Raw genomic sequence first — 17,719 nt, forward strand, 5'->3', positions numbered from 1 at the left:
CACCGGCGCGAGCAGGATCGGCTCCCGGGGTCACGTGGGTGAGCGTGGGGGACCTGCCCCCGATGCCGCATCTTTACGACCCAGCGGCACTGGCCGGGGCGGCAAGGCCGATGAGCAGGCCGCCTGTGATCAGTACGCTCCCCACAACGGCCGCCAGTTTGCTGATCAACTACTCATCCTTCCGCTTATGTCGCCGTCCCCGACGTGGTGTGGCGAAGTAGAACGCCGTGATCATCACGAGCCGGAGCGGCGACCGCAGAGGTGTGCGAAACGCTAGGGATTCCTGACTCCCGGCTCAGCGGGACGTGGTCAACCATACACTGTTTTAGAGCGCATGCTCTGCTACTGGGTCGTTGGTCATCCAGGCGACGCTACCAGCAAGATCGCCATCTAAACGGCATTGTTGACGAGAATCCCACAAAATTACTGAAACCCTGTCATTGTGGCCCTAACTCAACAGTTGATCGTGCGGTAAACGTCTTCAGTTACCACATATCCGCCACTTGGCAAGTCAGGGATAACCCGGCCACGAGGGCCGGCGGGGAAGAGCCGCACATCGCGGTCAGTCAGGGAGAACCCCGCATTGAATCGGGTGACTCAGCTCGCCTACAAAGGACCGAAGTCGTGGCCTTCATCAGGAGGCCGCCAACCGTGGGCGACGTCGGGGGAGCCGGGCGATGGGTGATCCTTTCTCTGAGGCCGGTGACGTCCTGCCTGGGTGGGAGCGGTCGGACGCCGGCATCGAGGAACGGCTGGCGGGGCTCTCCCCGTCCAAGCAGGCGCTGTTCGCGGCGCTACGCCGGCAGCGGGACGCGCGCGCGACACCGGCGGACGCGAGTGCTTTCCCGCCGGGCACCGCCGCGGTGCCGGGCGTCGAGCTGCTCAGGCCGGGAACAGGCGCCCCGCTCGTCCTCGTCCACCCTGTCGGTGGCGAGCTGTTCTGTTATGGCGAGCTCGTCCGGCGGCTGCGTCCTGGCTATCCCGTGTGGGGGCTGGCGGCCGACGACCTGCTCCGCGAGACCCCTCCCGTGTTGACCGAGTTGGCCCTCCACTACCTCGACCGCCTCGCCCGCGCCGGGATCCGCCCCGCCATGCTGGCCGGCTGGTCCTTCGGCGGCATGGTGGCCTACGAGATGGCCAGGATGCGCGAGACGGGCGGGGAACCATGTCCCGTGCTGGTGATCGACGCCATGCCGCAGGCCACCGGCGCGGGCGTCGACGACGAGGCGGAGCTGATGCGCGATTTCGCCGCGGATCTGATCCGCTCGGCGGGCCGCCGCCCCGAGGAGGCCGGTTCGCCGGAATGGGACCCGCGCGTCCCCTCCGCGCTCGATCGGCTGCGCCAGGAGTTCCGGGAACGCGACATACCCCTGGACATGACCGGTGACGAACTGGCCGCGCGCCTGCGCGTCTACGTCAACGCCGCCCAGGCGCTGCGGCGGCACCACCCCGCGCCGGACGGGCCACCGCTGCGCCTGGTGTGGGCCACGGGGACGGCGGCCGACCTGACGCCATGGTGGCGTGGCGTGACCGGCCGCCTGGTGTCCGGGACCGGCCTGCCGGCCGACCACTACAGCTTGCTGCGACCGCCCGTCGTCGACGAGCTCGCCGGGCTCGTGCACGACGCGATGACCGCCAAGGAAGGACGGAATGTCTGCTGAGCGAGCGGCCACGGACATGTGGGCCCGAGAAGGAGCGAGTGACCGGCTGCCCGAGCCGGTGCCGGAGGACGCGCCGGTGGAAGCCGCGACCATGCTGGAGGACGAGGCCGAGACCGGGCGGCCGCCGGAGACCGAGGCGGAGAAGATCATCGCCGACATCTGGTCGGAACTTCTCGGCGTGGAGGATCCTCCCGCCGACGTGACGTTCTTCAACCTCGGGGGATACTCGCTCGGTCTGATGCGGGTCGCCGCCCAACTGCAGGAGGCGTTCCGGCTTACGGTCCCGGTCGCCGACCTGTTCGAGCGCACCACCATCGCCGCCCAGGCGGAGCTGGTGGAACAGCTCTACGCAGAGCAACTGGCCGAGCTGGCCGACTAGATGTCCGCCTCACCACGCATCCTGGCCCTGTGGAGCGCGCCCCGCTCCCGGTCCACGGCGTTTCTGCGGATGATGAAGGAACGCGGCGACTTCGAGATCTTGCATGAGCCGTTCTCCCAGGTGACCGACTTCGGGCGGTACGTCGTGGACGGCGCGGAGGTGACCGGCGAGCGGGAGCTGATCTCGGCGATCCGCCGACTCGCCGAGCGCACTCCGGTCTTCTTCAAGGACACCACCGACTTCCGGTACCCGCACCTGCTGGCCGACTCCGCGTTCCTGCGCGAGGGGGTGCACACCTTCATCGTGCGCGAGCCCGCGGCGGCCATCGCGTCGCACTTCGCCCTGAACGCCAACCTGAGCTGCGAAGAGGTCGGCTTCGAGCGGTTGAGCGAGATCTATGACGCGGTGGTTGAATCGACGGGCGGGAAGCCCTCCGTCGTCATCGACTCCGACGAGCTGGCCGGCGCACCGGGCCCCGCCGTAAAGGCGTACTGCGCGGCGGTCGGCATCCCGTTCGTCGAGCACGCGCTGTCATGGCAGGCGGAGCTGCTGCCCGACTGGCGGCAGACGCGCCGATGGCACGAGCTGACCAGCCGCACCACCGGCTTCACACGGGACGGTGGCACCGACTACCGGGACACGGTCGACAACAACTCCGTGCTGGCCGGCTACCTGCGCCATCACCTGCCCTACTATCGCAAGCTGTACGACAACCGCCTGGCCATCGGGCCTGGCCGGTGCCCAGATTGAGGGCACCGGCCAGGCCCGCTTCTAGCCGCTCACTTCCACGAGTGCCGCGCAAAGGTCACCGACCACCGGGGTGGCGAGGACCGTGGCCACCGTCAGGTCGGCTCCGAGCTCCGCGTTCACTCTGACCGCCAGCTCCACAGCGCCCAGGGAGTCGCCGCCGAGCAGGAAGAAGTCGTCCTGCATCCCCACCCGCTGTGCGCCGAGCACCTCGGCGCACAGCTCGCACACCCTCCTGTCCAGGGCCGACGCGGGCGGCACGAAACCACAGCCCGGGCCGCCGCCCGGCTGGGCGCCCGACGGGCCGGCCGCCAGCGCCAGCCGGTCGATCTTCCCGTTCCCCGTCAGCGGCAGCCGGTCGAGCAGGACGATCCGCGACGGCACCATGGCCGTCGGCAGCCTCTCCGCCACGAACGTGCGTAGCTGCTCCGGCGACGGCGCTGCGTCGTCGCACACCACGTACCCGTGCAGCGTCGGCAGGTCGCGCACCTTCCTGGAGGCCACGACCACAGCGGCGCGCACCTGGGGATGCTGCGCCAGCACCGCCTCGATCTCCCCGAGCTCGATCCGGATGCCCTGGATCTTCACCTGGAAGTCCGCACGACCGAGGATCTCGATGTCACCGCTCGGCAGGTAGCGTCCGATGTCGCCGGAGGCGTAGGCCCGTTCGCCGGTCTCCGGCAGGGTGACGAACTGCCGGGCCGTGCGCTCCGGGTCCCGCCAGTACCCTCTGGCCAGGCCGACCTCGCTGCTGATGTGGATCTCGCCCGGCACCCATACCGGGCGCGGCCGCCGCCGTCCGTCCAGCACGTGGTAGCGCTGATTGGTCATCGGCCGACCGTACGGGATGCTGGTCCAGGACGGGTCCACCTCGCCCACGGGATAGATGACCGACCACACGCAGGTCTCGGCCGGCCCGCCGCTCGCGATCACTTGGGTGCCGGGGCTGAGCGCGCGTACGCGGTCGGGCAGCGTGACCGGGATCCAGTCGCCGGCCAGGATCATCAGCTGCATCGAGGCCGCGGTCTCCGGGCGGCGGGCCAGCTCGACCCAGGTCACCATCATCTCCGCCAGCGCGGGGACCGAGTTCCAGAACGTGACCCCGTGGGACTCCATGAGTTTGGCCCAGTGCGCCGGGTCGGGCGCGGCCGAGGCGTCGGGCACGACGACCGCGCCTCCCGCGGCCGGTATGCCGAACACGTCGTAGACCGACAGGTCGAAGTGCAGGCCCGAGACGGCCAGGCACCGATCGCCCGGGCCGACCGCGAAGCGCCGGTTGACGTCCTCGATGGTGTTCAGCGCACCCCTGTGGTCGACCATGACCCCCTTGGGCGTCCCGGTGGAGCCGGAGGTGAAGATGACGTACGCCAGGTCGGACGGGCGCTGGACGGCCTCCAGCGCCGCGCCGGACACCTCGCCGAAGTCAGCGTCCGCGTCGACCCGCAGCCGCCGCACGTCGCCGGGCCAGCCGAGGGAGGCGTCCAGCCGGTCCTGGGTCAGCACCAGCTCCACCTCACCGTATTCCAGCAGGTGGCGCAGCCGCGCGGACGGAACCGCCGGGTCGATGGGGAGGTACGCCGCGCCCGAGGCCAGGACGCCGTGGGCGGCGACGATCTGCTCCCAGCCCTTCTCCATGATCACGGCGACCAGCCGGTTCGGCCGGGCACCGAGTTCGCGCAGCCGCCTGCCCACTTGGTTGACCCGAGTGGAGAACTCCCGGTACGTCAGTGTGCGATCAGAGGTGATCACCGCGGGGGCGTCCGGACGCAGCCGCGCGTGCCCGGCGACCGGCGTGTGCAGCAGCCCGCCGGGGTGCGGCGCCGCCGTCTCGTTGATCTGGGCGCGCCGGGCGAGCTGGGCGGCGGGCACAAGCACGAACCGCTCCGCTGACCACGCCTCGTCCCGGTCGGCCAGCTCGCCGAGCAGCTCGGCGTACGCGTCGCGCATGTCGTCGGGCACGCCCGGCGGGAACAGGTCCTCACGCGCGTCCCAGTGGTGGTCGAGCCCCTGAGCATCCGCCCAGACCTGCACCTCCAGGAGGGCGCAGGGGTCGCTGGACAGGGCGTGAGCCGGGCGGCCGAACCCGACCGGCCACGGCCGGTTGGTGAGGTCGGCGAACACCACGGGGAAGGCGGTCCGCTCGTCCAGCGGGCGGCCGCGGTACAGCTCGCGCGCTACCCGCACCGCGTCGAAGTCCGCGTGTCGCTCGTCCTCGGACATCCGGTCCATCAGCTCGCGGGCGCGCTCGGCGAACGTGCCGCCGCCGTCCTCCACACTCAGCAGCGAGGACACGGTGAAGTCGCCGAGCACGAGGGCATCCCCCGGCGATGGGGCCAGCGGACGGCGCACGGTGAACCGGCCGGACTTGGCCCAGGTGCGCAGGACCTCGGCGAACGCGGCGAGCAGCGCGGCGGACGGCGTGAGGTCGTGCCGTGCCGCCGCGGCCGTGAATCGAGACCACCGCCGCGCGTCGAGGCGGCCCGACCTGCGGCCGAACCGTGGGCGGCCGGACTGCGCGCGCGGCAGATCCGGAGCGGGCGGCAGGTCGGCCAGGCGGCCGAGCCAGTAATTCCGCGCCGCCGGATAGCCCGTCGACTCGGTCCCGGCGGGCGTCGCCAGTACGGCCTCGTGATACGCCTGCGGCGGTGCCGCCCCGAGGGCGGAGCCGCCGTTCGGGTCGGTGTGGAGGGCAGCCGGGTCGCCGTCCGGGTCGGCGTAGAGCGCGGCCAGGTCGCCCACCAGGATGTGCGCGAACCGCCACCAGTCCGCCAGGTGCCGGTCGACGGCCAGGTGAAGCAGAGCCGCTCCACCCGGCATCAGCGTCACCCGCACCTCCACCGGCGGGCCGGGCGTCGAGGGTGGCTCAGCCGCAGACATCCGCGCCCGCACGGCCGCCGCTTCCTGTGCCGCCTCCTCGGGGGCCGCACCACGCAGGTCCAGGAGGGAGACCCGTAACTCGGTGGGCCGCTCGGGCACCCGCTGCCGTCCCTCCGGGAGGACGACGGCGCGCAGGGCGCCGTGCCGCTCGGCCAACCGTGCGCACGCGCGCTCCAGCCGGGCGGCGTCCAGCTCGGCCAGCCGCCACTCGGCGTAGTGGCGGCCGCCTGCCGCACTGGGCAGCGAGCGCGCGACCCATCCGGCGAGCTGGGCGTCGGTGAGCGGGAACACGTCGGCGGCAGGGCGGCCGCGCGCGTCGCCGCCGAGGGCCGTCACGAAGGGGCCTTCGCCGTCGCGCGGCGCTCCGCGGCGCTGCGCAGGACGCAGAACTCGTTGCCCTCCGGATCGCCCAGCACCGCCCACCCGGTTCCGTCCGGCCGGCGCCGGTCGCTGACCATCGTCGCCCCGATGCCGAGCAGCCGCTCGACCTCCTGGTCGCGCGGGCCGTCCGGCTGGAGGCACACGTGCAGCCTGTTCTTGATCGTCTTCGGCTCCGGCACCTGGTGGAAGAACAAGGTGGGACCGTCGGGCAGCATCACAGTGGCCTCCGGATCCCCGGGCTTGTCGTCGTCGCTGATCGGTCGGCCGGTCACCTGGCTCCACCACGTGGCCAGCCGATAGGGATCGGCGCAGTCAACCGCGATGTGACGGACTGTCGAACTCATCTGTCTCCCTGGACGAAAACGTGGGTGGGTCGCCGGAATCGGCCGCGGCGTCAGTTCAGCAACTGCGTCGCGACCTCGGCATCCGGCATGCGTCGTACTTCAAGGATGACGTCGGCGATGCGATCGGCGTCGATCCCCTGTTCGGCCGCCCGCGTGCGCACGAGCTCGGCCAGCCGCGCCACCGTCGTGGCGTCCAGGAACAAGTGCAGCGGGAGATCCACCCCGAACAGGTCTCGCAGCTGTGCCACGATGAGGGTGGCCATGATCGAATGGCCGCCCAGTTCGAAGAAGTCGTCCTGAACGCCGAGGTCGCCGCCGTCCAGCTGACCGGCCCACATGCCGAGCAGCACCTCCTGCAGGGCGTCCTGCGGCGGCACCGGAGGGCGGTTCCGTAGCGCCGCGCCCTCGTTGCCGGCCAGCAGGCGGGCGGCGTCGACCTTGCCGTTCGCCGTGAGCGGGAAAGCGGCCAGGCACGTGAACGAGGCGGGGATCATCGCCGGGGACAGGACCCGGCCGAGGAAGCGGCGCAGCTCCTCGGCGGCGGGCGGCGGCGTGCCGGCGGCCAGGACGAGGAAGGCCGCCAGCTCCAGATCACCCCTGACGCCCGGCCTGGCCAGCACCACGGCCTCGCGCACATCCGGATGGCCGCGCAGGGCGGACTCCACCTCGGCGGGCTCGATCCTGGTGCCGCGGATCTTCACCTGGGCGTCGAGCCGGCCGAGGTACTCCAGGCTCCCGTCGGCGCGGAACCGCGCGCGGTCACCGGTGCGATAGAGCCGCTGTCCGGCCCGGAACGGGTGCGGGACGAACCGGTCGGCGGTCTGGCCGGGACGCCCGAGATAGCCGCGGGCGAGCTGCACCCCGCCGACGTGGAGCTCGCCCGGCACCCCGACGGGTTGGGGTTCGAGCCGCTCGTCCAGGACGTACAGCTCAGTCCCCGCGATGGGCGTCCCGATGGGCACTGGCGCCGTCACAGGCGCGGTCACGCGGTATGTGCTGACGTCGATGGCGGCCTCGGTCGGTCCGTAGAAGTTGTACAGCGCGGCCTGCGGGATCGCCTCGTGGAAGCGGCGCGCCAACTCCGGGGTCAGCTCCTCGCCGCCGGAGACCACGGCTCGCAGCGTGGCCATTCGCTCGGTGACACCGGGCTCGTCGAGGACCGGCCGCATCAGCGACGGCACGAAGTCACAGGCCGTGACACGGTGGCGGCCGACCACGTCGAGCAGGTAGCGGGGGTCACCGTGGCGCCCGGGCTCGGCTAGCACGAGGCGCCCGCCGGTCATGAGCGGCACGCACAACTCCCAGAGGGACGCGTCGAAACCGATCGTGGTCCGGTGCAGGACGACGTCGTCCGGGCCGAAGCCGAACGTGTCACACATCCACCGCAGTCGGTTGTGCAGTCCACGATGCGTGATCACCACACCCTTGGGCGTGCCCGTCGAGCCGGAGGTGTAGAGCACGTAGGCCGCGCCGTCGAGAGCGGCGGGGGCCGCGGGCTCCTCGGAGGGCAGGTCGGTCAACCTGTCCACGGCCACCGTCTCCGGGCCGCCTCCGGGAAGGCGGTCGATCATGTCCGAACTGGACAGGACCAGCCGGGGCAGGGAGTCACGCAGGACGTGCTCGATCCGTCCGGCCGGCTGGCCCGGGTCCAACGGCACGTACGTCCCGCCGGCCTTGAGCACCGCGAGGAACGCGACCAGCAGGTCCGGGCCGCGCTCAAGGTGCACCCCGATCCGGTCCTCGGCCGCGACGCCACGGCGGCGCAGCCACCCGGCTAGCGCGGTCGAACGCCGCTCCAGCTCGCCATAGGTCAGCTCCGGGCCGGTCCCGCCGTCGCGGTCGGCCATCACCGCGACGGTGTGCGGGTGCTCCGCGGCCTGCTTGGAGAAGCGCTCCTGGAAGCTCCCCGCCGGGTACGCGGGCGCGGCCGCACCGCTGAACCGCTCGACCAGCAGGTCGCGCTCGGCCGGGGCCATCAGGGGCAGCGCCGCCACGGTCCCCTCCGGGTGGGCCGCTGCCCCGGCGTACACCGAGAGCAGACCGGCCACGAAGCGCTCCGCGGTGGCACGGTCGAAGACGTCCGCGGCGAACACCGCCACGCCTGTGAGCGATCCATCCGCGGCCGGCATCAGCTCGAGACTGAGGTCCAGGTCGGTGGTGGCCCGCGGCGGTTCGAGCCGCTCGATCTCCAGGCCCGGCAACTCCAGCGGCCGCAGCGGGATGTCACCCAGCGCGAGGACGGTGCGGAGCGGGGACCGGCCCGCGCGCCGGCCGCTGCCCGCGTCCTGGACGATCCGCTCGAACGGCACGTCCTGGTGCGCGTAGGCGTCCAGGCAGGTCGCGCGCACTCGCCGGAGGAGCCGCGTGCAGGTCTCCGCTCCGTCGACCTCGACGAGCAGGGGCAGCGTGTTGACGAAGCAGCCGACCACCCGCTCCAGCTCCGGTAGCGGGCGCCCGGCCACCGGAGTGCCGATCAGCGCGCCGCTCTCACCGGCCCACCGGCACAGCGTCGCCGCGAGTCCCGCCGCCAGCACCATGAACGGTGTCGCCTCCGCGGCCTCGCCGACCTGCCGCAGCGCGGCGACCAGGTCCGCCGGCAGCTCCACCGGCACCGACCTCGCCGGTGACGACGTGCCGGGCGGGCGGGGCCGGTCCGCCGGGATCGCGGCGGCGTCGGCCGCGAACGGCCGCGCCCGCCAGTAGGCCTCGTGCTCTTCGAACTCCGGGGTCGCCAGCCGCTCGCGCTGCCAGGCCGCGAAGTCGGCGTACTGCGGCGAGACGGCAGGCAGGCCGGGATCCCGCCCGGCAATGTCGGCCCCGTACGCGGCCGACAGCTCGTCCACCAGCACGCCCAGCGACCATCCGTCCACCACGATGTGGTGCACGCACAAGGCGAGGATCCACTCCTCGCCGGGGGCGTCGGCCACTCGCCACAGGCCGGCGCGCAGCAGCGGCGGCTTCGACAGGTCGAACGGCGCGATCATGAACTCGTCCAGCCGCGACGGCACCTCGGCCGCCGTCACGTCCCCGCCCGCCACGTCGACAGGCACCTCTCCCGCCGGGCACACCACCTGCTCCAGGCCGCGGACGGGATCGACGGCGAAACCGGTACGCAACGCCTCGTGCCGGTCGACCAGCACGGCCACCGACCGGCTCAGCGCTCCGGCGTCGAGGTGGCCGCGCAGCCGCATGGCGATCGGCACGTGGTAGGTCACCGCGTCCGCGTCCAGCTCCTGAAGGAAGAACATCCGCTCCTGGGCAGGGGAGGCCGCCAGCCGGGTTTCGCCCGCCGCGCGCGGCAGCGCTGGGATCGATGGGCGCCGGGCCGCGTGCCTGCGCGCCAGCTCCATGACGACCAGGGCCCGCTTCTCGGGGGACAACTCCACGCCCGCCCGGCGGGGGGCGTCCGGTTCACCGGGGGCGGCTGGGGACCCGGTCATGGGCACGCACCGTCGGCGACCGGCGGTCGCCGGGTGGGACTGATAGCAAACACCTCAGCTGTAGCCTCTCGTCCGTCCGAGTCGGAAGGGCCGGCGCGGGTGCGGACACCGCGGGGCCTGGCGGCCGATTCTCCGGCCGGCGACCGGGCCTTCACGAGTCAGGAAAAGTTCTGACTCGCCGCCCTGCGGGGCGGTGTCAGGGGAGTTCCCGACTACCGCCCGTGCCACGGAGAACGAGGATGAGACGAGGCCGGAGCGGGCCGGCGCACCTGGCGTGGCTCGGCTCGGCCGGACTGCGGGGCACGCCCCACCATGGAAGGCGGCACAGTGACACAGCGCGTTGTGGTGGTCAAGTGCGGCGGGGCCGCCGGGATCGACGAGGCGAGGGTGTGCCGTGACGTCGCCGCGCTGGTCGCGGCCGGTGACCGGGTGGTCCTCGTACATGGTGGGTCCGCCGCCATCGGCGATCTCGCCGGACGCCTCGGCGTGCCGCTGCGGGAGCTCGTCTCGCCCGGCGAGGTCACCGCCAGGCACACCGACCCGGCCACGATGGAGATCGTGCTGCTGGCGCTGCTCGGCAAGGTGAAGGGAGAGATCCTGGCGGAACTGGGCCGGGTGGGGGTGCGGGCCGTCGGGCTGTCCGGCCTGGACGCCGGGCTGATCAGGGCCCGGCGCAAGAAGGCCCTGCGCGCGGTAATCGACGGGCGCACCGTGGTGGTGCGCGACGACCACAGCGGGCGGATCGCCTCGTTGGACGGTGGCCTGCTGACCACCCTGCTCGACGCCGGCCTCGTGCCGGTGATCTCGCCTCCGGCGGTCGCCGAGGACGGCCGGCCGGTGAACGTCAACGCCGACCGCGTCGCCGCGCGAGCCGCGGCCGAGCTGCGCGCGGACGTCCTGATCATGCTCACCGCGGCTCCCGGCGTACTCGCCGACCCGGCGGACGAGGGCAGCCTGCTGACCGATTTCCGGCTTCCCGGGGAAGGCGGCACCCCCGGCCACGTCAAGGGCGGCATGGCGGCGAAGCTGATCGCCGCGGGCGAGGCGCTCGCGGCGGGCGTGGAACTCGTCGTGATCGCCGACGGCCGGGCCGAGCGTCCGGCGCTGTCCGCGCTCGCCGGGGCCGGCACGCGCGTTCATCCGCCCGTCGACCTGCCTGCCGACCGGCCCGCTCCCGCCGCGCCGCGCCGGCGGACCGTACCGCCCACGCAAGAGTTGTCACCGCGTAACCGCTAGGGAAGGTGCCGATGTCTCGAACCGGGTTCACCGACTTCGTGGAGCTGCTCCGCGCGCGGGCGCAGGAGCGCCCCGAGGCCGTCGCGTTCGTCTTCGCCGACGGTGACGATGGGACTCCGGTGAGCCGTGGCGAGCTGGACACCAGGGCACGGGCCGTCGCCGCACACCTGCGTGCCTCCGGGGTCGCGCCCGGCGACCGCGCGCTCCTGCTCTACACGCCGAGCCTGGAGTACATCGCCGGCTTCCTCGGCTGCCTGTACGCCGGCGTCGTCGCCGTCCCCATGTTCCCGCCCAGGCAGAGCCGTCACTTCGAACGCATCCAGGCCATCGCCGCCGACGCCGACGCCTCCGTCGCGCTGACCGACGCCGCTGTCCTGGCCGACGTACGAGCCAGGTTCGCCACCCTCGACCAGGTGCGCTCCCTGCGGTGGGAGGCCACGGAGGGGCTGGACCAGGCCCTGGCCGGCGAGTGGCGGCCTCCGGCAGCCACCGGGGACTCGGTGGCGTTCCTCCAGTACACCTCGGGCTCCACGGCCGCTCCGAAGGGAGTGATGGTGGGGCACGGCAACCTGCTGCACAACTCCGCCGTCATCGCCGGGGTTCTGAGGGCCGGCGAGCACACCCGTGGCGTGAGCTGGCTGCCGCCCTACCACGACATGGGGTTGATCGGCGGCATCCTGCAGCCGCTCTACAGTGGTTTTCCCTGCCTGCTGATGTCTCCGCTCACCTTCCTCCACCGCCCGTTCCGCTGGCTGGAGGCGCTCAGCCGGTTCGGCGGCACGGTGAGCGCGGCACCCGACTTCGCCTACGCGGAGTGCGTCAAGAGGGTGACGGACGACGAACTGGCGACCCTGGACCTGAGCGCGTGGCAGGCCGCCCTCGTGGGCGCCGAGCCGGTGCGCCCGAGCACGCTGGCCGCCTTCAGCGAGCGGTTCGGCCCGGCGGGCTTCCGCCGGGAGTCTCTCCTGCCGTGTTACGGGCTCGCGGAGGCCACGCTGATGGTCACCGGCTCGCCGTCGGGGGCGGGCGCGGCGACCCGGACGCTGGCCAGGGATGCGTTGGCCGGCGGCATCGTACGGGACGGCGACGGGGACGGCGTGGAACTCGTCGGCTGCGGGCACGACCACGAGCCGGGCCGGGTCGCGGTGGTCGACCCGCTCACCAGGCGCCCCTGCGCCCCCGGCACGGTCGGCGAGATCTGGGTCACCGGCCCCACTGTGGCGGCCGGCTACTGGTCCGACGAGCAGGCGACCAAGGACACCTTCGAGGCGCGCGTCCCCGGCGACGAGCGCGCCTGGCTACGCACCGGCGACCTCGGCTTCCTGGACCGCGGCGAGCTGTACGTGGCCGGACGCGTCAAGGACCTCATCGTCGTCCGGGGGGCCAACCATTACCCGCAGGACATCGAGACGACGGCGGAGCAGGCTCGCCCGTCGCTGCCGCGCGGGCGCGGCGCGGCGTTCGCCCTCGACGACGGCCGGCGCGAGGGAGTGGTGCTCGTGCAGGAGGCCGCACCCGGCGAGGACCTCGCCGCCGCTGGGGACGCCATCCGGGCGGCAGTGTCGCACGTGCATGGTCTGGCCCTGGCAGAGGTCGTCTTCGTCCGGCCCGGAGGCATCCCCCGTACGTCCAGCGGCAAGATCCGCCGCAGGGAGTGCCGCGACCGCTACCTGCGCGGCGTTCTCCCCTTCGCCTCGGCCCCGGGCCACCCCGGCACGGCCCCGCAGGTGCCCGTGCCGGACGACCCGCAGGGCTCGACCGGCCGGATGCGTGACATCGTCGCCGCCGTCCTGGAGCGCGAACCGTCCGCCGTCGATCCGGCGCGGCCACTCGTCGCGCAAGGCCTGGACTCCCTCGGCGCCGCTCGGCTGCGGGCGGCGCTGCAGACCGAGCTGGACCTGGCCGTCGACCTGACTTCCCTGCTGGACGGGGCGAGCGTGGCCACCCTGGCCGCGACGATGGCCGCCGGCCCGCTCGCCTCAGCCGCGGAACGGCCCGGCGATCACGGTACGGCCGCTCGGGGGAGCGGGGCGGCCGCGATCGTGCCGCGGGCGGGGCGTGCCGGGCCGGTGCCGGCCACGCCGGAGCAGCGACGGCTGTGGTTGCTGCACGAGCTGGGCGCGGGCGCGGCCTATCACGTCACCGGCCTGGTACAGCTCGCCGCGCAGCCGCACCGGGACCTGGTCGAGGCCTGCGTCCGGTTGCTGGTGGAGCGGCATGAGAGCCTGCGCACCGCCGTGACCCCCGGGGCGGACGGCCTGGTGCTGGACGTGCCGGACGGTGTCTGGAGCGACATCCGGATCGAGGTTCCACTCTTGACGGCCGCCGATCGCGCGGAGCGCGACGAGATGGTCCGGGAGTGGGCGGCGTGTCCGTTCGATCTGTCCCGGCCGCCGCTGGTGCGCGCCATGCTCGTCCAGACCGGCGACGAGCGGCCGGAGTGGGCACTGGCGCTGTGCGCGCACCACATCGCCGTCGACGGCTGGTCCTTCACAGTGCTGGCGCGGGACTTCGCCGAGGCGTACGCGGCACTCGCCGCCGGCCGGGCACCCGCCGCACCCGCTCCCGCCATCACCTACCGTGACTACGCCGCCTGGCTGGACGACGGCGACGATGATCCCGGCGAGACGGACGGTACGTCGTACTGGCTCGACGTGCTGGAAGGCGCCGCCCCGCCCGAGATCGGCGTCGGCGTCGCCCGGGCGGGCGGCGCCGGGCCGGGCGACACGGCGTTCGCCGGGGCGGCGTTGTCGCTGCGGCTGTCCGAGGAGACGGTGGCCGGGCTGCGGCGGGTCGCGGCGGACGAGGGCGCCACCCTCTTCATGGCCCTGGCCACCGGGTTCGCCGCCGTGCTGGCCCGCTGGTCGGGACGGTCCGACGTGCTCTTCGGCACCGCGTTGGCCGGCCGCGACCTGCCGGAGCTGGCAGACCTGGTGGGCCTGTTCGCCGGGACGCTGCCGCTGCGCGTCGACTGCGGCGGCGAGCCGACGTTCCGCGAGCTGCTGCGCCGCGCCCGGACAGTCTGCCTGGATGCCTACGACCACGGCGCCGCCCCGCTGGAGCTGCTGAACCAGCGCGCATCCCATGCCGCGGCCGGACATCGGCCTCTCGTCCGGCACCTGCTCGTGCTGCAGGAGGCGCGGCCGGCGATCGACCTCGGGGTCGGCCCGGCGGAGGTGACAGTCCTGCCCGGCGGCGCCAAGACCGACCTGGAGCTCGAACTCGTCCCCACCGCGGACGGGGGCCTGGACGGCACGCTGGTGTACGCCACCGAGCCGGTCGGCGAGGACACCGCCCGCCGCATCGCCGACGGCCTGGGCCTGGTGCTCCAGGCGGCGGCGGCCGAGCCGGATCGGACCGTCGCCGACCTGCCGGTGCTGAGCCCGGCCGCCGTGGACCGGATCGTGCGCGGATACGGCGGCTTCGCCGGCGGCCCGACGCTCGAACCGGCGGTGCCGGCCTGGTTCGAGGCCCAGGTGGACCGCTCGCCACACGCTCCCGCCGTCCTCGCCCCAGACGGCCTCGTCCTCACCTACGCCGAGCTGGACCTCCGGGCCAACCGGCTGGCCAACCACCTGCGCGGACTCGGCGTCGGGACGGAGGACCGCGTCGCCGTACACCTGCATCGCGGGGTGGACCTGATCGTCGCGATCCTCGCCGTGCTCAAGGCTGGCGCGGCCTACCTGCCTCTCGACCCCGGCGACGCGCCCGCGCGGCTGCGGCACATGCTCGCCGACGGCGCCGCCTCGCTCACCCTCACCCGCGCCGACCTGGCCGATGGCCTCGGCGGCGACCCTGACGGGGTGCTGCTGCTGGATGATGTCGCCGCTGGCCCGGTGGCGGACGGCGGCCGCCCCGGTGTGGCGGTGCCGCCGGGCAACGCCGCGTACGTCCTCTACACGTCCGGGTCGACGGGTGTGCCGAAGGGCGCGGTGAACACCCACGGAGCGCTGGCCAACCGGCTGCGCTGGGCTCAGGCGGCCTACCCGCTGACCGCCGGGGACCGGGTCCTGCAGAAGACCCCGATCGGCTTCGACGTGTCGGTCTGGGAGCTGCTGCTCCCGCTGGTCACCGGCGCGACGCTGGTGTTCGCCCGGCCCGGCGGGCATCAGGACGCGGCCTATCTCGGCGAGGTCATCGCCGGCCATCGGGTGACCACGTGCCACTTTGTGCCCTCGATGCTGCAGGCGTTCCTCGACGATCCGGACGCGAGCCTCGCTGGTGTCAGGCGGGTCCTGTGCAGCGGCGAGGAGTTGCCGGCCGTGCTGGCCAAGGAGTTCCTCGACCGCTTCCCCGGCGTGGCGCTGCTCAATCTGTACGGGCCGACGGAGGCCGCGATCGACGTGACCGTCCACCCGGTGACCGCGCCCGTGCCGTCGCGCGTGCCCATCGGCGTCCCAGTCCCGGGCAGCACCCTGTACGTGCTGGACGACGGGTACCGGCCGCAGCCGATCGGCGTGCCAGGACAGCTGTTCATCGGCGGAGCGCAGCTCGCCCGCGGCTACCACGGCAGGCCGGCGTTGACCGCCGAACGTTTCGTTCCGGATCCCTTCGCGCCCGGGCAGCGCATGTACGCCACCGGCGACGTGGCCAGGTGGCGGCCGGACGGCACGCTGCAGTACCTCGGCCGGCTGGACCACCAGCTCAAGATCCGTGGAAACCGGGTCGAACCCGGAGAGATCGAAGCGACGCTCCTCACACACGACGGTGTCGCCGCCGCGGTCGTCGTGCCCCGCCCGGACCGTCACGGCGGGCCATTCCTGGTGGCTTACCTCGTCCCAGCGGGGCAGGGGCCAGCCGACACGGAGATCCGCGCCTTCCTCGGCGCCCGGCTGCCCGGGCACATGGTCCCGGTGGTCTACCGCCGGATGGAGACGCTGCCCCGGCTGCCCAACGGCAAGATAGACCGGTCCGCGCTGCCGCCGGTGGACCCGCCGGACGGCGCCGTCACCACGTTCGTGGCGCCGCGAACCCCGGTCGAGCGGGTGCTCAGCGAGATCTGGTCGGAGGTGCTCGGCCTCGACTCGGTGGGGGTGCGGCACGACTTCTTCGAACTGGGTGGGCACTCCCTGATGGCGATCCGGGTGGCGGGCCGCGTGGGCGCCGAGTTCGGCGTGCGGCTCCCCGTCGCCCAGCTGCTCGGCGGCCGGTCCACGATCGAGCGCCTCGCCGAGCTCGTGGAGTCCCTGCAGTTCGAACAGGCCGCGCCCAACGAACTGGAGGCCGTCCTCGCCATGGTGGCCGGGATGTCGGACGAGGAGACGCGCCGGTACCTCGCCGACCTGGACAGGGCCGACCTGGACAGGAAGGACTGAGCGCGCCGTGAGCAGGCCGTCCGGTGAAGCGACGACAGCGGAGACCCCGGGTGACAAGGCCCGCCACCGCCGGGGGTTCTGGCTGCTCTGGCTCGCCACGCTGATCTCCGGCCTCGGCGACGGCGTGCGCTTCGTCGCGCTGCCGCTGCTGGCCGCCACCGTGACCCGCGACCCCGTGCTGATCGCGTCGGTGACCGTCGCGGGCCAGCTGCCATGGGTCGTCGTCGGACCGGTGACGGGTGTGCTGACCGACCGGCTCAACCGGCGAAGGCTGGTCTGGCAGGTCGCGGTGTTCCAAGCCGTGCTGATGGGCGTCTTCGCCGTCTCAGTGGCCGGCGGAGCGGCCGGTGTCGCGGTCATCGCCGTGGCGGCGTTCCTGCTGGCCTCCTCGGAGACGCTCAGCCTCAACCTGTCCGCGGCCTTGATCCCCGAGCTGGTGGACGAGCGGCGGCTGTCGTCCGCCAACAGCTGGGTGCAGGGCGGGCAGTTCGTCATGAGCGATTTCGTCGGGTTGTCGATCGGCGCGGTCCTGTTCGGTTTCGCGCCGCTGCTTCCGTTCGCCGTGGACTCGGTGACCTTCGCGGTGGCGGCGCTCCTGCTGCTGGCCATGGGGCGGTCCGGCAAGCCCACGGAGGCGGTGCCGAAGGTCACGCTCGCCGTCGTGCGCGCCGACCTCGCGGAGGGCATGCGGTGGCTGCTGCGGCACCGGCTGCTGCGGACACTGTGCGGGCTCATCGCGGTGAGCAACTTCGCCGTCGTCGGCGTCACGGCCATCGCGGTGCTGTACGCGCTGGAGGTGCTGCGCGTCGACCGCACGACGTACGGCCTGCTGATGGTCATCGTCGCGGTCGGGGGACTGGCCGGTCTGGTCACCGCTCCGTGGTTGTCGAAGCGGCTCGGCTACGGAGGCGTCCTGCGGGTCACGTTCGCGCTCATGCCGGTGCCGTTCTTCGCCACCGGGCTCACCGCGACGCCGCTGGTGGCCGCGTTCTCGTTCTTCTTCGTCGGCGCGAGCATCTCGCTGGGCAACGTCGTCAGCATCTCGCTGCGGCAGGAACTCGTCCCGGCGGAGATGTTCGGGCGGGTCAACAGCTTCTACCGGCTGCTCGCCCTCGGTCTTGGCCCGCTCGGCGGGGCCTGCGCCGGGGTTCTGGCCGACCGGTTCGGGTTGCACGCGCCGTTCCTGCTCGGCGGCGCTCTGCTGACCGTCACCGTCCTCGCGGCGGTGCCGCTGCTCTCCGAGCGGGCGGTCACCGCCGCCAAGGAAGCCAAGGCCAAGAAGACCAAGGACCAGGAAGCCAAGGACCAGGTCACCGGCGGCTAGGGGCGGCGGCGGGTG

General features: G+C 73.0%; 9 protein-coding genes. 6 read left to right on the forward strand and 3 right to left on the reverse strand.

What is annotated here, in order from left to right; genetic code table 11:
- Positions 1-677: 677 nt before the first annotated feature.
- From AB0L65_RS17070 to AB0L65_RS17080, 3 genes are read left to right on the forward strand one after another with little or no spacing between them, the layout of a single operon-like run.
- The gene (locus AB0L65_RS17070) at positions 678-1,661 is read left to right on the forward strand and encodes an alpha/beta fold hydrolase (RefSeq protein WP_364245975.1); all 984 of its coding nucleotides are present in this window, start codon (positions 678-680) and stop codon (positions 1,659-1,661) included.
- On the forward strand, positions 1,651-2,040 hold the full coding sequence (locus tag AB0L65_RS17075) for a phosphopantetheine-binding protein (protein ID WP_364245978.1): 390 nt from the start codon (positions 1,651-1,653) through the stop codon (positions 2,038-2,040). Before AB0L65_RS17070 ends, AB0L65_RS17075 begins: the two co-directional genes overlap by 11 nt.
- Positions 2,041-2,790, forward strand: coding sequence for a sulfotransferase family protein (locus AB0L65_RS17080; protein ID WP_364245981.1), 750 nt, complete (start codon positions 2,041-2,043; stop codon positions 2,788-2,790).
- A gap of 21 nt (positions 2,791-2,811) precedes the next feature.
- Here the strand turns inward: AB0L65_RS17080 and AB0L65_RS17085 are convergent, their stop codons facing one another.
- From AB0L65_RS17085 to AB0L65_RS17095, 3 genes are read right to left on the reverse strand one after another with little or no spacing between them, the layout of a single operon-like run.
- Entirely contained in the window at positions 2,812-6,000 is a 3,189-nt protein-coding gene (locus AB0L65_RS17085; protein WP_364245984.1) for an amino acid adenylation domain-containing protein, read from the reverse strand.
- Entirely contained in the window at positions 5,997-6,389 is a 393-nt protein-coding gene (locus AB0L65_RS17090) for a VOC family protein (protein ID WP_364245987.1), read from the reverse strand. Before AB0L65_RS17090 ends, AB0L65_RS17085 begins: the two co-directional genes overlap by 4 nt.
- Before the next feature lie 50 nt (positions 6,390-6,439).
- Positions 6,440-9,829, reverse strand: a complete 3,390-nt coding sequence (locus AB0L65_RS17095) for an amino acid adenylation domain-containing protein (protein WP_364245991.1) — start codon at positions 9,827-9,829, stop codon at positions 6,440-6,442.
- A 327-nt stretch (positions 9,830-10,156) separates the two neighbouring features.
- Here AB0L65_RS17095 and AB0L65_RS17100 point away from each other — a divergent pair, with 327 nt between their 5' ends.
- From AB0L65_RS17100 to AB0L65_RS17110, 3 genes are read left to right on the forward strand one after another with little or no spacing between them, the layout of a single operon-like run.
- Positions 10,157-11,065 carry a [LysW]-aminoadipate kinase gene (locus tag AB0L65_RS17100; protein WP_364245994.1) on the forward strand — a complete coding sequence of 303 codons (909 nt, stop codon included), beginning with the start codon at positions 10,157-10,159 and terminating at the stop codon, positions 11,063-11,065.
- Positions 11,066-11,076: 11 nt separating this feature from the next.
- Positions 11,077-16,380, forward strand: coding sequence for an amino acid adenylation domain-containing protein (locus AB0L65_RS17105; RefSeq protein WP_364245997.1), 5,304 nt, complete (start codon positions 11,077-11,079; stop codon positions 16,378-16,380).
- 7 nt (positions 16,381-16,387) lie between these two features.
- Positions 16,388-17,704 (forward strand): MFS transporter, encoded by a 1,317-nt coding sequence (locus tag AB0L65_RS17110; RefSeq protein ID WP_364245999.1) that lies wholly within the window; start codon positions 16,388-16,390, stop codon positions 17,702-17,704.
- Positions 17,705-17,719: the final 15 nt, after the last annotated feature.

This window comes from Nonomuraea sp. NPDC052116 (assembly GCF_040680035.1).
GTDB lineage: Bacteria > Actinomycetota > Actinomycetes > Streptosporangiales > Streptosporangiaceae > Nonomuraea > Nonomuraea angiospora_A.

Bases quoted from the DNA above. Each gene is read 5' to 3' on its own strand.
- AB0L65_RS17080 (WP_364245981.1), top strand. From the start codon at position 2,041: ATGTCCGCCTCACCACGCATCCTGGCCCTGTGGAGCGCGCCCCGCTCC.
- AB0L65_RS17105 (WP_364245997.1), top strand. From the start codon at position 11,077: ATGTCTCGAACCGGGTTCACCGACTTCGTGGAGCTGCTCCGCGCGCGG.
- AB0L65_RS17075 (WP_364245978.1), top strand. From the start codon at position 1,651: ATGTCTGCTGAGCGAGCGGCCACGGACATGTGGGCCCGAGAAGGAGCG.
- AB0L65_RS17090 (WP_364245987.1), bottom strand. From the start codon at position 6,389: ATGAGTTCGACAGTCCGTCACATCGCGGTTGACTGCGCCGATCCCTAT.
- AB0L65_RS17070 (WP_364245975.1), top strand. From the start codon at position 678: ATGGGTGATCCTTTCTCTGAGGCCGGTGACGTCCTGCCTGGGTGGGAG.
- AB0L65_RS17095 (WP_364245991.1), bottom strand. From the start codon at position 9,829: ATGACCGGGTCCCCAGCCGCCCCCGGTGAACCGGACGCCCCCCGCCGG.